Here is a 13,964-nt window from a genome sequence, read left to right as displayed (position 1 = left end):
TTATGCGTGCTTTCATCACTGTCTTTTGTCTTGTTGCACTGTCAGGCTGCATGAGTACTTCAGAGCCGCCGGTGCAGGCCAATGACCCCAGCTTCGCGCCGGTGGTGCCGGATTATCCGCGCGACCAGATTGTTGAAGACGGCACGCTGTTCCGGCCTTATATGGCCAGCAGCCTGTATTCTGAAATCACTGCCAGACAGGTCGGCGATATCATCACAGTCCGGCTGAGTGAAAATACCAACGCGACGAAAACCGCGGGGACCTCAACCACCAAAGAGACCAGTGTTGATTTGCAGCCGATTACCGGACTGGGCGGCAATGCCGTCAACATCGGTAATCAGTCAATTCAGCTTGGGGTGGATTCCACCAACGAATTTTCCGGTGATGCACAGGCAAACCAGAGCAACAGCTTAAACGGCAGTATTTCTGTCACGGTGGTGGATGTTCTGCCAAACCGCAATCTGGTGATCCGCGGCGAAAAGTGGATCACGCTGAATCATGGCGATGAATATATTCGTCTGACAGGCATTGTGCGTCCTGTCGATATTAATGCGCAGAATGAAATTCTTTCTACCCGCATTGCCAATGCACGCATCCAGTACAGCGGAACCGGGACCTTTGCCAGAGCCCAGGAAAAAGGCTGGCTGACCCGTTTCTTCTCGTCCAGTTTGTGGCCATTCTAAGGGGAACCTGATGAAACAGCTTATCCGTTTTATTGCGATTGCCGTGCTGTTTACCAGCCAGTTCGCTGCTGCGCAGCGCATCAAGGATGTTGCCAGTGTTCAGGGCGTCCGTAGCAATCAGTTGATTGGTTACGGTCTGGTTGTTGGTCTGCCGGGGACGGGGGAGCAAAGCCCATTTACCGGTCAGACGTTCAGAACCATGCTGAATAACTTCGGGATCCGGCTTGATCCGGGCCAGCAGCCGCGTATCAGAAACGTGGCCGCCGTTGCCGTCCATGCCGAGTTGCCACCGTTTATTAAACCCGGACAAACCATTGATGTGACCGTGTCGTCAGTCGGTGAGGCGGACAGCCTGCAGGGCGGTACGCTGTTGCAGACCTTTCTGAAAGGTGTTGACGGGCAGGTCTATGCCGTTGCCCAGGGGAGCCTGGTAGTCAGTGGCTTTGGTGCTGAGGGCGGTGATGGCTCTAAAATTGTCGTTAATACGCCAACCGTCGGACGCATTCCTAATGGTGCACTGGTCGAACGCGCTGTCCCTTCAGGCTTCGCGAACGGTGACTCACTGACACTGAATCTGCACTATCCGGATTTCTCAACCGCAAAGCGTCTGGCAGACACGATTAACGAAAAACTCGGTGCCCAGCCGGATCAGGGTTATGTCATTGCAACCCCAGTTGATGCGGCATCGGTGCGCGTCACTGCGCCACGCGATATTGGCCAGCGGGTCGGTTTTCTTGCAACGCTGGAAAATTTTGAATTCACGCCGGCCGATGCGCCTGCGAGGGTTGTGATAAACAGCAGAACCGGCACCATCGTCATTGGTCAGGATGTGCGACTGCTGCCTGCCGCGATTACCCATGGCGGACTGACGGTGACCATTGCAGAAAATCAGCAGGTATCACAGCCCAATGCGTTGGCTGACGGTGACACTGTGGTCACAACGCAGTCGATAGTCGATGTCAATCTGGATGATTCACGCATGTTTAAGTTTGAGCCGGGTGTGACTCTGGATCAGCTGGTTCGTGCTGTGAATGAAGTGGGTGCCGCGCCAGGCGACCTGATGGCAATTCTTGAAGCCCTTCGGCAGGCCGGTGCATTACGCGGTGAACTAGTGGTGATCTGATGGACGTGCTGAACACCAAAAGCCAGTTAGAGTTAAGCCGCAATGTGCACGATCTTGGCAGCATCAACAAGATGCGTGATGCCATTGCCAGTGGCGATGACAAGGTCCTGGAAGAGGCCGCGCAGCAGTTTGAAGCCATTTTTGTGCAGATGATGCTGAAATCCATGCGCAAAGCACAGGATGTACTGGCCGACGAAGATAGCCCGTTTAACTCAGAACACATGAAGTTTTACCGCGACATGCATGACCAGCAACTGGCGGCAGATCTGTCGTCCGGAGACGGATTAGGGCTGGCGGAAATCATTATTCAGCAACTGGGTCAGAAAGATGAGAACTACACCCCGGCGAGTGTGCTGCGCGGCGATGGCAATATCGCGTCGCTCAACCAGCAACGTCGCGAGCACACCCTGCAGGCCCAGGCTGCGGTAATCGACAGCCAGAGTCATCAGGCGCTACCCGCGTATAAAGACGCATTGTTTTCCTCGCCGGATGCGTTTGTTGAGGCACTGCGTCCGCATGCTGAGCGGGTTGCCGCAGAACTGGGTCTGGATGCACGGGCGATTATTTCTCAGGCGGCGGTTGAAACCGGATGGGGTAAATACGTTATCCACGATGGTCAGGGTAAACCAACGCATAATTTGTTCGGCATCAAGGCCGGCAACAACTGGACCGGAAAATCAGCGGCGGTGGATACCCTTGAGTTTGTTGACGGCGTTGCGAGCAAACAAAAAGCTGCGTTTCGTGCCTATGATTCGCTGAGTGACGCGGTAGAAGATTATGGGCGCTTTATTGCTGAGCAGCCACGTTATCAGCAGGCGCTCAATAACGGACAGGATGCCAAAGGCTATGCCGAGGCACTTCAGCAGGCAGGCTATGCCACTGACCCTGGTTACGCCGATAAAATCATGTCTGTCTATCACAGTGACCGACTACAAACGCTGCTGCCCCAGGCAGATGACTAACCATAGCAGGTTGATTTCATGAGTAGCACAGACCTTTTCTCGATTGCCTCAAGCGGTGTAAACGCAAGCAATAAGCTGCTGCAAACGACCAGCAGAAACATCGCGAACGTCAATACCGAGGGCTATGTCCGGGAGCGTACGGGCATCGACAGCAGCAATGTCTATGGCGTCGAAATTGGCGGTACAGAGCGCATAATTAATGTGTTTGCACAGAATCAGCTGCGCCGTGATATTACCGCGGTTGCCGAGTTTGAGGTCTATGCCGAAAAAGCCGATGCCCTGGATAACATGCTGGCTAATGAGGCAAATGCGCTGTCTACCGGTTTAAGTAAATATTTTGCTGCTTTGCAGACCGCGGCAGATGACCCGACGAACCTCGCGTCACGTGAACAGGTACTGACCGGCGCTGAGTCATTGCTACGGAACATGGAAACCCTGAGCAACTACATGTCGTTCAAGGAAGAGGAACTGAACCTTGAATTTACCAGTGTCGTTAACCAGGCAAATGCGCTGATCAAAAACATTGGTGAGCTGAATCAGGCGGTCATTGTTGCTTATGGCAATAATCCGCGTGGTGACGAGCCCACTGCGCTGCTCAATGAGCGTGATAAAGCGGTGAATGCGCTCGCTGAAATTATGTCTATTGAGGTGCGTGAGAGCCGTGATCAGCAGGGCGCTATTTCTGTCAGCCTGACATCTGGCGATTCGCTGATCATGGATAACGGCAGCTTTAACGTGTTTGAAGTTGGGACTGACGCCGACCTGAGCTTTAAGGAATTACAACTGCGTAATGGTTTCACCGGGGCTAAGGCGGAGACCCGCATTAACGTGCTGGAAACCGATCTCGGCGGAATGCTCGGTGGGTTATTCCGTTATCGTGATGAGGTCCTGGGACCGGCACAACGGGATGTCGGTCAGCTCGCACTCGCATTTGCAGACGCCATGAATACGCAGAATAAGCTGGGGATGGACCTGGACGGGCAGCTTGGAAGTGCCCTGTTTGCATTACCTGCGGTGAATGGTCTGACGTACGAAGGCACTGACCCGACGCTGTCAGTCGTCGGGCAGGTGACAGAAGGCAAAGGCAGCGAGCTGACAGACGCTGATTATAAAATTACGGTGACCAGTGTGTCGGGCGGAGTGCCGGATGAAATTACCGTTGAATTATTAAATGGTGACGGCACGCCCAAAAAGGACGGCAGTGGTAACGACATTATCTATACCGGTATTACCGTATCAGCGACAGGCTTTACGGAACTGCCCGGTGGGTTTGAAATTGATTTCACCGATGCCAGTGGGTATGCCGTTGATAATGAATTTTTGCTGCAACCGACCAAACGCGCCGGCGCTAACATTTCGCTGATTTCCAATCGTCCGGAAGATCTGGCATTTGCCGCGCCAATCCGGGTTGAGCCATCACAGAATAACCTCGGTGGCGCACGTGTCAGTGGTGTCACGGTAACGAACACCGAAGTGTCGGCAACCGGCTCGGCGTTTGATGGTGCCGGTGGTATTCATGATCTTGCCGGCTCGCCCAGTGCGACGGTGGGCGCGCCAGCCCAGGTGCGGTTTACCTCATCGACCAGTTTTGAAGTGCTTGACGGAGAATCGCCACCCAACGTAATTACCACGGTAAGTGGCGTCACTGACTACACTAATCTGCTGGCCCAGGCTGAAGCGAGTGGCGCGGGGCCAGCCTGGCCTGCCGCATTCTCAGCGCTGGATGACTATCCGGGGTATGACTTCAGTCTGCAGGGCGTTCCCCAGGCTGGCGACACCTTTGCTATTGGCTACAATACCAATGGCTTTGCCGATAATACCAATGCGCTGGCCATGGCCGGTATGCAAAATGAAAAGCTGGTTCAGGTGAGCAGTGAACCCACTAATGATCCCAGAACCTTTCACGACGCCTATGCTTCGTTGGTCGGCAGAGTTGGAGAAGATGCGGCATCGGCCGATACATCGTTACGGGCTGCCGAAGCCATGAAGGTGCAGTCTGAAAACTGGTTTGAATCGGTCTCTGGTGTGAGTCTGGATGAAGAAGCGGCAAACCTTATCCGCTTCCAGCAGTCTTACGCGGCAGCAGCACGAATTCTTACTACGGCGCAGGATTTGTTTGATACCATTCTGTCAGCAGCCAGGTAATTGAGTATGCGTATTTCTACAGGTCAGATTTACAGTCAGAATATCCGTTCCATTATGGAAAATCAGCGCGGTTTGGTTGATACCCAGGAAGCGCTGTCAACGGGGAAAAAACTGAACCGGCCGTCGGATGACCCGGTGGGCGCGGCGAAGGTGATCCGTTATACCGAAGAACTCGACCAGTTAACGCAATATCAGCGAAATAATGATTTGCTGACCGGCGCGCTCGAGCAGCAGGAGGCCGTGTTGGGCAATATTGTTGATACCGCGCAGCGCGCGCGCGTGCTGGCAGTGCAAGCCGGCAACGGTATCCTGTCAGACACCGACCGTCAGGCTATCGCAGCCGAACTTGAGCAGTTGCGTAACGAAGCCTTTGACCTGATGAATACCCAGGATGCCGACGGCAACTATATTTTTGCCGGCTACCAGTCCGATATTCAGGCGTTTTCTATGAACCCGGCATCGACGGGTGATGTGATTACCTTTGCCGGTGACGGCGGTAATACCTTTGTGCAGGTGTCAGACAGTGCACGGATCCAGGCGTCGACCAGTGGCTATGAAGTATTCCAGAATGTACTCGCCCGTCATGACTTTACCGTTACCGGTACGGCGGGTGGCGCGACGGTCGACAGTGCCAGAGTGGCAGAACAGAGTACGTTTGATAATTTTTACAAACAAAATTATGACGCGGTAACCGCCGCAAACAACGACTATCGTCTGACCGTGCTGGCGGGCAATACCATTGAACTGACCAATGTCGGTACCGGCGCGGTGGTCGGTACATCATCGTTTACGTCAGGCACGCCGGTGACCATCAAGGGCATGGAGTTTACCGTTAATGGTGGCGTTGGCGATACGGTCGACTTTACCCTGGATTCCCCACAAAAAAAGAATCTGGCAGAAACGATTAACGATCTCTACAACGTGCTTAATGCACCAGTGACAAACGGCGATGCGTACAATGACGCGATTAATGACGCGATTGTAGGCATTGATAACGCGCTTGAGCGTGTATCGCTTGAACGGTCTTCCGTCGGCGGACGCCTGAATGCCGCGCGCTCTGTCTATGAAACCAATCTTGATCTGGAAATTGCGGCTAAAGAGGCGCGCTCGTCGATAGAAGATGTCGACTACGCGGAGGCGTCGATTGAGTTTTCTAAACAGGAAACCGCGCTTAATGCTGCGCTTGCCTCGTTTCCCCGTGTTGCAAACCTGTCACTGTTTAATTACATCTCTTAACTTCTCAAGGCCTGACAACGTTGCCAGGTAGACCCGCGATTGCCGGTCGACATGCTCAGAGTAGTACGCTACGTGCAGTGTGTCACCGGTGATCACCAGTCCGGGGTAGCTGTTGTCGCCAGCACTGGGCAGTGTCATGAGTACTTCCAGTGCACCGGAAGTGCGGTTGAGTAACCACAAACAGGTGCGCAGATGTTTACCGTCCCAGCGTCGGCCGGCTACCAGCATGGTATCGCCGGTCAGGGGCAGCCATGCGGGACCGCCAATATACTCTCCCAGATCCTGCCATTGCCAGCGTGTGTAAGGGGCATCGGCTTTTCCTAACTGTGCAGTAAAGGTGTCGGCATCGCGCCTTACCAAGGCCCAAAGAGTCTGGTTCTGATCAAAAAAGAGGTCGCTCTCGTTGGGATACCCCAGCCGGTGTTTGTCTTTCGACAACGCCTGTTCATGATGCAGAAACATCCGCTTGCCCAGATGACCACGGTAAAGATCCAACGTATTGCGCGCGCGGTGGTAGGCCAGTCCCCACGATTCATTCTGGTGCCACACGGTGCGCCATAACCAGTCGCGTCTGACGCCAGTGTCATGACAGGAAGACCAGCTTTTTCCGGTTGTCGAAAACCAGCTCACCATTTTCCTGGTCTCGGGATATTTCGCGTAGGCCAGCAGCCACAGCGTGCCACGCGCATCGCGACTGAGTTTGGGATCACGCAAATCCGCACCGGGCAGGTGTAAGCGCTGACGAAAGCGTACCCGGCCATCATTGCCTATGCCAGAGATTTCAATAATGCCATCCGGACTCACATGCGTATCACCCTGTCGGTAGCAGCATAACAGGGTATCCGGATCGAGGCGGATCAAATCACAGAAAGCACTGTGCGGTGCCACCGATGAAATACGCTGGATCGTGCGGTGTGTAAGGACGTCGCTGAACATAAAATCACCAGAAAAAACGACCGGTTAGCTAAGTATAGTGACCACAGGGTGGCTGGCCAGACGGTTTTTTTCAAATTTTTATTAAAGGGATCTTTCCCTGCGTCGATAACACTACTGAGAGAGCCAGTTCATCAATTACCCCTCAGGTATTGATGACTACTAAGTTTGTAACAGCCGGAATCCCCGGCGGCCAGCGCATGCTGGACTGAGAGTGTAGGAGAGACTTATGTCTTTATACGTCAATACCAATGTGTCTGCATTAAATGCACAACGTCAGCTGTTCGACGTGGGCAATTCACTGAGCACATCTTTTGAACGTCTTTCATCAGGTTTCCGGATCAACAGCGCTGCTGACGATGCTGCGGGTCTGCAGATTACTGACCGAATGACATCACAAATCCAGGGTCTGAACCAGGCCGTCCGTAATGCTAACGATGCGATTTCTCTGTCTCAGACAGCAGAAGGTGCCCTGCAGGAAACAACAACTGCTCTGCAGCGTATTCGTCAGCTTGCGGTGCAGGCTCAAAACGGCATTAATTCGTCATCAGACAAGCTGGCACTGCAAAAAGAAGTGTCTGCGCTGAAGTCAGAAATAAGCCGTATCGGCCAGCAAACGCAGTTTAACGGTGTTGCCATTCTTGATGGCTCATTTTCGGCTGCTTTCCTGGTTGGGGCTAATGCCGGGCAGACCATTTCAGTTAACCTGTCATCGTCTGACGGCGCATCTTACGGTGCTTCTGGCTTAGGCGTTGGTTCTATCGACGTATCTACTGATGCCAGTGCGGCAATGGCAGATATCGATGCTGCAATCTCTACCATTGGTGGGATTCGGGCAGACCTGGGTGCGCTTCAGAACCGCTTCCAGTCAACCATCCGTAACCTGAGCAACGTATCAGAGAACGTGTCAGCAGCACGCTCACGTATCAGAGATACAGACTTTGCTGCAGAAACTGCGGAACTGACCCGTAATCAGATTATCCAGCAGGCAAGTACAACTGTACTGTCTCAGGCTAATCAGCGTCCACAGGCCGCACTTCAGTTACTGGGTTAAGGTTAAGCGCGTGGGAATGAGGCCAGGAGGTAGTGTGCCGGAATCAATCCCCACGCGAGAGGTCGCTCACTCTCTCCTAACGTAGAGCGATGGGTCGGGCGCCAGCCCGACCTTTTTTAACCGCCAAAGAAAAAATGCATTATTTAGCAAATTTCCGCTAAAGGATTTTTCCTGTCCGGACGATAACGTTTATACAGGCGGCAGATGACACAGTCACCGACCCCTGAAGTAAGCAGTAAGGCATCCATAACAATAATAAGCCTGAGGCTGCAGCGGCAATAACAATAAAACCATGCCGTCAATAAAATCGTTAGGAGAAATACCATGCTGATAATCTGTCCGTCGACACTCTGCTAATCAGACCGGCATAACCGGAAGACGCATCGCGTTCGCTATCACCGGTAGCCACTGAATTCACACAAAGCACTATAGAAAACAAAGCCAGGAGGGCTTTGACGGGAGAGTTGTGTCTGGAATTTGTACTCAGACTGGAACTGCTGACTGGCAGGAATGAGGCCAGGAGGTAGTGAGAGGTATGAGGTCTGGAACAACATACCTGCCGTCAGCAAGAGCGTTGGACTTTCCAACGTCACAAAGGCAGAGCCAGTGTGAAGGGTGTCAGAGAATAGTCACTGACAAGAAATATTAAGCATGTTGTATACCAGGTTTTTAAAAACGCGCATAAAACAATAAAAACAGCGCACATATAAACTGTTAGGAGAGCCATTATGAGCCTTTATGTAAATACCAATGTTTCTGCACTAAACGCACAGCGTCAGCTGTTCGATGTGGGTAACTCCCTGAGTACGTCGTTTGAGCGACTATCATCGGGATTCAGAATCAATAGTGCCGCTGATGATGCTGCAGGATTGCAAATTTCAGATCGTATGACATCCCAGATCCAGGGGTTGAATATGGCTGTTCGAAACGCAAATGACGGGATTTCTCTTGCGCAAACAGCTGAAGGCGCGATGCAGGAAATTACTACCTCACTGCAGCGAATTCGCCAGCTGGCCATTCAGTCTCAAAACGGGATCAATTCATCATCGGATCGCTTAGCACTTCAAAAAGAGGTGTCTGCACTGAAACAAGAGATATCGCGAATTGCGGTTACCACAGAGTTTGCCGGCAACGCGATACTTTCCGGGGACTATTCCGCAAGGTTCCTGGTCGGAGCGAATGCCGGTCAGACAATTTCCGTAAACCTTTCAAGTCAGGCTCTGACGCGTGCCGGAGTAAACGGGCTTAGTGCAACCGGTTTAGGACTGGCGACGAGCGATGTACTATCTGCGGCAAATGCATCATCACTGTTGACCACTGTTGACGGCGCGATTTCCGCTATCGGTGGATTGCGTGCTGACCTCGGTGCGATTCAGAACCGATTCCAGTCAACCATTCGTAACCTGAGCAATATCTCAGAGAACGTATCAGCGGCAAGATCGCGCATCAAGGATACAGACTTTGCCGCCGAAACGGCAGAACTGACCCGCGCCCAGATCCTGCAGCAGGCAACAACAACCGTACTGTCGCAGGCGAACCAGCGCCCACAGGCGGCCCTGTCACTATTAGGTGGTTAAGGAAAAGTAAAGGGAAGGAGTTGAGAGGCCATCCCAGGATGCTGCGGCCAGCTGGCCGCAGCGCCAAGAAAACGCCGACTAACAGGACTGAGAGTGTAGAAGTTTTGGTTGAGAGGCCAGTTAATCCTACTAAAGTACCTGCCAGCCGACAGAAAACAGTTTTGCTCAATCTCCTAACGTGAGCAATTGGTCGGGATATCATGTTCCGGCCTTTTTTCTTGTTCTTACCGGGTCATCCGACACAACGTCTTACTGCATCACTGTTATTGTTGGTGTAATCCGACAAAATCGCGACTGCCAGCATTACACGCAAAATCAAAAGCATTACGCGTGCCAAGTTTAAACCTCTGTGAGATATCCGACAAGTCAGGTAGTGGCGTTGTCGTGCTTCCCGCTATCTCCCTGTCTGAGCTGTCCACTGAATTCTAAGATATTTTCGTTATTAAAATTTATTTAAAACAATGGCTTGCAAATTAATTGAAGTTTTTTTCAAAAAAAAACTAAAGATGCTCAAGGGCGGGCCGATACCACTAGTTGAGGGGTAATTTATATTACTTTTAAGAGGGGTTGTCCGGGAGTAGTGAACCAGGCAACTGGAACTGGAAGGGGTTGATGGTAGCACAGTCATCATCGAGTCCCTAGGAGGTAACTATGTCTTTATATGTAAACACAAACGTCTCTGCGCTGAATGCGCAGCGTCAATTGTTTGACGTAAACAACCGCCTGAGCACGTCGTTTGAAAGACTGTCGTCAGGGTTTCGTATCAATAGTGCTGCCGATGACGCTGCCGGTCTTCAGATTTCTGACCGTCTGACATCTCAGGTAGAGGGTCTTAATCAGGCTGTTCGTAATGCGAATGACGCCATCTCACTGTCGCAGACAGCAGAGGGTGCTCTGGCAGAAGTAACCACCAGCTTACAGCGTATTCGTCAGCTGGCGGTACAGGCGCAAAACGGCATTAACTCATCTGCCGACAAGCTTGCGCTGCAAAAAGAAGTATCCGCTCTGAAGACTGAAATATCGCGTGTGGGCAGCGATACCCAGTTTGGTAGCGTTAACATTCTGGACGGCAGCTTCTCTGCGTCATTCCTGGTTGGTGCAAACGCCGGTCAGACGATTTCTGTTAATCTGTCACGCAGTGGCGGTTTTGGTGCGTCTGGTCTGAGCGTAGGCAGTGTGGATGTGTCTACTGACGCCAGTGGTGCACTGACGTCTATCGATGCCGCTATCTCTACCATCGGTGGCATTCGTGCTGACCTGGGTGCCCTTCAGAACCGCTTCCAGTCTACTATTCGTAACTTGGCTAACGTTTCTGAGAACCTGTCTGCTGCGCGTTCACGTATTCGTGATACTGACTTTGCTGCTGAAACAGCAGAGCTGACGCGTAACCAGATCATCCAGCAGGCATCTGTTTCTGTACTCAGTCAGGCAAACCAGCGTCCTCAGACAGCATTATCGCTGCTGGGATAAGCTATACTAGAATTACCTTAGTTGAGATGTAACGGGTGCCCGCCATGCTGCGGCCCCGTTTTGTCGTTTCAATGGGAGGGTGGTGACGTGGAAATTGCAAATATTCAGAATGGCCAGGCTCTTGCTAGTAATACAAACGGCAACAGTGTAAGAAATGACGCAACTGAAACCCGTGTACGACAGCAGGAAACGCCGCTTCGTGACGTTGCTTCACGGGAGACGTCGACGCCACAGTCTGTGGGGGAAACGGTAACCCGTGCGTCACAAAATACTGTTCAAGTTTCCGAACAGCAGGCCGATACCGAGAACAGAGAGGATCGCAGTGTTCAGCTGAACGAGGCGGTTAAAGAGGTTGAAGCGTTCTTACAGGCCCAAAACCGAAACCTGGCGTTTACCATTGATGAAGATACCAATCGCTCGGTGGTAACGGTAAAAGACGGCGAATCTGGTGACGTAATACGGCAAATTCCTTCCGAGGAGGTGTTAAAACTTGCCGAACGTATCCAGGAACTGCAGCAGGATATTGGAAACCGGGTAGGAGTGCTCATAAATAACAAGGTGTGATGAGGTAACGTATGACTATTCAATCGTTGGGTGTGGGTTCAGGGCTTGCGCTTGATGACCTTGTTCGTCAGCTGCTCGAAGCGGAGAGAAAACCGAAAGTAGACCGGCTGAACGCACGCGAGGAAAAGATTGAAGCGGAAATCTCCGGCCTTGGACAGATCAAGTCTAAGCTCTCAGAGTTCAAAGATATTGTTGATGAGCTGCGCTCAGACAATGACATCAACGGCCGGGAGCCGACAATTACCAATCCTTCAGAAGACGCTGACGTGTTTTCTGCCGAAGCCTCTAACTCTGCATTACGTGGAAAGTACGACATCGCTGTCACGCAGCTGGCTGCCGGAAGTCGGGTTACTACCGAAGATGGCGCGTTTACGGCTGCCTCTGACGCGGTACTCACGTCTGGCACCGGTCAACTGACATTTGACGTCGGTGGTGGCGCACAAAGCTTCTCCGTAGAAGTAACCGCCGGAATGACGCTGACTCAGCTTCGCGAAAAAATTAATAGTGCCAGCGATAACTTTGGTATCAATGCCAATATTATTGATACCGGCACGGCTGCGGGCCCGAAACTGGTGTTTTCATCCACAGTGACCGGCGCCGGTAATGACCTCACTATTAATAATGACTTCGGTAACGCCGAGCTCGACAGACTGTCGACTACGGGCGGTACCAATAATATTGATACCGCCAATCCGGATTATTTCTCTTCTGCCAAAAATGCGCAGGCAACCATCGACGGTATCCTGGTAGAAAGCGATACCAACAAGTTTGAAAATACCATCCAGAACGTGTCGTTTGAAGCAAACGAACTGTCGCCACTGGCTGCTGACGGCGTGACGCCGCTTACTAGCCGCCTTGAAATTGGCTATGACAAGGAAGGACTGGATGAGAAGATCCGTAAGTTTGTAGAAAACTACAACAGTATCATTGATGAGATTAAAAAGCTGACCCGCTATGGTGAGTCTGAACTGGAAGATGACGGGGCACTGGCGGGAGACTCTTTGTTACGCGGTATTCAAAGCGGACTGGCTACCATTGTGGGTGGCTCTGTCAGTAGTTCTGCGCTGGGTGGTTTGTTTCAGCTCGGTATAGAAATAGACAGTGATGGTAAGCTGGAAATAGGCTCTACGGATTTTGGCCTCGGGTCGGGCGAAGATCGGCTACAGGATGCGCTGGATGACAGCTTTGACGAAATTGCCAAACTGTTTACCGACGAAAACGAAGGGATAGCAACACGCCTGTATGAATTTGCCGACCAGTATACCTCGTTCAGCGGCCTGTTGAGTTTACGTGAGCGATCAGCGAAGGATAACCGTGATCGAATCAATGATGACCGTGAGCGCTTAGAGTTGCGTATGCTCAATTATGAACAGATCCTTCGTGATAAATATCTGAATCTGGACCGCACCGTTGCGCAACTGAACCAGACTGGCGCAGCATTGTTAGCGTCACTTTAAAATTAAGCAGCAGGAGTTACCATGTCTCTGAAAGGTATTAATGCTTACCGTAAAGGTAATTTGAAACAGGATATCGCTACCGCAGACCCTCACCGTCTCACTCTGATGCTGTTGCAGGGCGCACTGGACCGGATTGCTTACGCTAAAGGAGCTATGGAGCGAAAAGAGTATGGTGTAAAAGGTGACTATATTTCCCGCGCGACAGCTATCGTTATGCATTTGAGAGATACGCTTGATCTCGAGGTCGGTGGCGAAGTGGCGCAGAATATGTTCTCACTGTATGACTACATGATTGAGCGTCTTGGTGACGCCCATATAAAGAACGACTTGAATATACTGGATGAAATCACTAGCCTGTTAACACCAATACGTGATGCATGGCTTCAGATTCCAGAGTCTGCCAAACAGGAAGCATTCGAAGCTCAGCGTCAAAAACGACAAGCTGTGTGAACGAAAACGATCTGAATCACTCCTATACACCTCCTGCGCTTGCGCAACTTAACGAACAGTTGTTGCAGGTATTGTCGGACAATGCCGAAGACTGGTATTCCGTTTTCAATGACATTATAAAACAACGAGATGCGCTGATTCAGGCGCATCTTTTATCGTTGGATGAGGCGGCGCGCAAAGCCTTTGCCGACGCTGAGTATAAGGTCAATGAGAAACTTATCGATGTGGCGAGAAAATTGCTTGATTCGGCTAAAGATGACATGAGTCATTTCGTAAGAAGTCAGGCCGCAATCAAGAAGTACAAATAACT

13 protein-coding genes are annotated in these 13,964 nt (G+C 51.6%); 12 read left to right on the top strand and 1 reads right to left on the bottom strand.

Features of this window, described 5'->3' with window-relative positions:
- Positions 1 to 2 precede the first annotated feature (2 nt).
- The 5 genes from flgH to flgL are packed head-to-tail and all read left to right on the top strand — an operon-like array spanning position 3 to position 6,149.
- Positions 3 to 683 carry a flagellar basal body L-ring protein FlgH gene (gene flgH / locus AB1N33_RS05580; protein WP_411270555.1) on the top strand — a complete coding sequence of 227 codons (681 nt, stop codon included), beginning with the start codon at positions 3 to 5 and terminating at the stop codon, positions 681 to 683.
- A 10-nt stretch (positions 684 to 693) separates the two neighbouring features.
- Positions 694 to 1,806 (top strand): flagellar basal body P-ring protein FlgI, encoded by a 1,113-nt coding sequence (locus AB1N33_RS05575; RefSeq protein ID WP_411270554.1) that lies wholly within the window; start codon positions 694 to 696, stop codon positions 1,804 to 1,806.
- On the top strand, positions 1,806 to 2,768 hold the full coding sequence (flgJ, locus tag AB1N33_RS05570; protein ID WP_411270553.1) for a flagellar assembly peptidoglycan hydrolase FlgJ: 963 nt from the start codon (positions 1,806 to 1,808) through the stop codon (positions 2,766 to 2,768). The genes AB1N33_RS05575 and flgJ overlap by 1 nt, the downstream gene beginning before the upstream one ends.
- Positions 2,769 to 2,786: 18 nt before the next feature.
- Positions 2,787 to 4,913, top strand: a complete 2,127-nt coding sequence (flgK, locus tag AB1N33_RS05565) for a flagellar hook-associated protein FlgK (protein ID WP_411270552.1) — start codon at positions 2,787 to 2,789, stop codon at positions 4,911 to 4,913.
- 6 nt (positions 4,914 to 4,919) lie between these two features.
- Entirely contained in the window at positions 4,920 to 6,149 is a 1,230-nt protein-coding gene (flgL, locus tag AB1N33_RS05560; RefSeq protein ID WP_411270551.1) for a flagellar hook-associated protein FlgL, read from the top strand.
- Here the strand turns inward: flgL and AB1N33_RS05555 are convergent.
- On the bottom strand, positions 6,126 to 7,085 hold the full coding sequence (locus AB1N33_RS05555) for a hypothetical protein (protein WP_411270550.1): 960 nt from the start codon (positions 7,083 to 7,085) through the stop codon (positions 6,126 to 6,128). The two genes, flgL and AB1N33_RS05555, sit on opposite strands and share 24 nt — an antisense overlap.
- Positions 7,086 to 7,311: 226 nt before the next feature.
- On the opposite strand from AB1N33_RS05555, the gene AB1N33_RS05550 reads away from it, so the two are divergent.
- The 7 genes from AB1N33_RS05550 to AB1N33_RS05520 all read left to right on the top strand — a co-directional run bounded on the left by AB1N33_RS05550 (position 7,312) and on the right by AB1N33_RS05520 (position 13,962).
- The gene (locus AB1N33_RS05550; RefSeq protein ID WP_411270549.1) at positions 7,312 to 8,136 is read left to right on the top strand and encodes a flagellin N-terminal helical domain-containing protein; all 825 of its coding nucleotides are present in this window, start codon (positions 7,312 to 7,314) and stop codon (positions 8,134 to 8,136) included.
- 728 nt (positions 8,137 to 8,864) lie between these two features.
- On the top strand, positions 8,865 to 9,713 hold the full coding sequence (locus AB1N33_RS05545) for a flagellin N-terminal helical domain-containing protein (protein ID WP_411270548.1): 849 nt from the start codon (positions 8,865 to 8,867) through the stop codon (positions 9,711 to 9,713).
- Positions 9,714 to 10,364: 651 nt separating this feature from the next.
- Positions 10,365 to 11,183 (top strand): flagellin N-terminal helical domain-containing protein, encoded by an 819-nt coding sequence (locus AB1N33_RS05540; RefSeq protein WP_411270547.1) that lies wholly within the window; start codon positions 10,365 to 10,367, stop codon positions 11,181 to 11,183.
- Positions 11,184 to 11,270: 87 nt separating this feature from the next.
- Positions 11,271 to 11,747 (top strand): flagellar protein FlaG, encoded by a 477-nt coding sequence (locus AB1N33_RS05535; protein WP_411270546.1) that lies wholly within the window; start codon positions 11,271 to 11,273, stop codon positions 11,745 to 11,747.
- 11 nt (positions 11,748 to 11,758) lie between these two features.
- On the top strand, positions 11,759 to 13,204 hold the full coding sequence (gene fliD, locus AB1N33_RS05530) for a flagellar filament capping protein FliD (protein WP_411270545.1): 1,446 nt from the start codon (positions 11,759 to 11,761) through the stop codon (positions 13,202 to 13,204).
- A gap of 21 nt (positions 13,205 to 13,225) precedes the next feature.
- Positions 13,226 to 13,654: a flagellar export chaperone FliS gene (gene fliS, locus AB1N33_RS05525; RefSeq protein WP_411270544.1), complete on the top strand. Its 429-nt coding sequence runs from the start codon at positions 13,226 to 13,228 to the stop codon at positions 13,652 to 13,654.
- Positions 13,651 to 13,962, top strand: coding sequence for a hypothetical protein (locus AB1N33_RS05520; protein WP_411270543.1), 312 nt, complete (start codon positions 13,651 to 13,653; stop codon positions 13,960 to 13,962). Before fliS ends, AB1N33_RS05520 begins: the two co-directional genes overlap by 4 nt.
- Positions 13,963 to 13,964 lie beyond the last annotated feature (2 nt).

The sequence above is a fragment of the Alteromonas nitratireducens genome, from assembly GCF_040812025.1.
GTDB lineage: Bacteria > Pseudomonadota > Gammaproteobacteria > Enterobacterales > Alteromonadaceae > Alteromonas > Alteromonas nitratireducens.
Note: the sequence above shows the minus strand (reverse complement) of the source record. Positions and strands in the feature narration are given on the sequence as shown.

What these genes read in the sequence shown, in the direction of transcription:
- flgL (WP_411270551.1), top strand. Translation starts at nt 4,920, where the DNA reads ATGCGTATTTCTACAGGTCAGATTTACAGTCAGAATATCCGTTCCATT.
- flgH (WP_411270555.1), top strand. Translation starts at nt 3, where the DNA reads ATGCGTGCTTTCATCACTGTCTTTTGTCTTGTTGCACTGTCAGGCTGC.
- AB1N33_RS05550 (WP_411270549.1), top strand. Translation starts at nt 7,312, where the DNA reads ATGTCTTTATACGTCAATACCAATGTGTCTGCATTAAATGCACAACGT.
- AB1N33_RS05545 (WP_411270548.1), top strand. Translation starts at nt 8,865, where the DNA reads ATGAGCCTTTATGTAAATACCAATGTTTCTGCACTAAACGCACAGCGT.
- flgJ (WP_411270553.1), top strand. Translation starts at nt 1,806, where the DNA reads ATGGACGTGCTGAACACCAAAAGCCAGTTAGAGTTAAGCCGCAATGTG.
- AB1N33_RS05575 (WP_411270554.1), top strand. Translation starts at nt 694, where the DNA reads ATGAAACAGCTTATCCGTTTTATTGCGATTGCCGTGCTGTTTACCAGC.
- fliD (WP_411270545.1), top strand. Translation starts at nt 11,759, where the DNA reads ATGACTATTCAATCGTTGGGTGTGGGTTCAGGGCTTGCGCTTGATGAC.
- AB1N33_RS05540 (WP_411270547.1), top strand. Translation starts at nt 10,365, where the DNA reads ATGTCTTTATATGTAAACACAAACGTCTCTGCGCTGAATGCGCAGCGT.
- AB1N33_RS05555 (WP_411270550.1), bottom strand. Translation starts at nt 7,085, where the DNA reads ATGTTCAGCGACGTCCTTACACACCGCACGATCCAGCGTATTTCATCG.
- flgK (WP_411270552.1), top strand. Translation starts at nt 2,787, where the DNA reads ATGAGTAGCACAGACCTTTTCTCGATTGCCTCAAGCGGTGTAAACGCA.
- fliS (WP_411270544.1), top strand. Translation starts at nt 13,226, where the DNA reads ATGTCTCTGAAAGGTATTAATGCTTACCGTAAAGGTAATTTGAAACAG.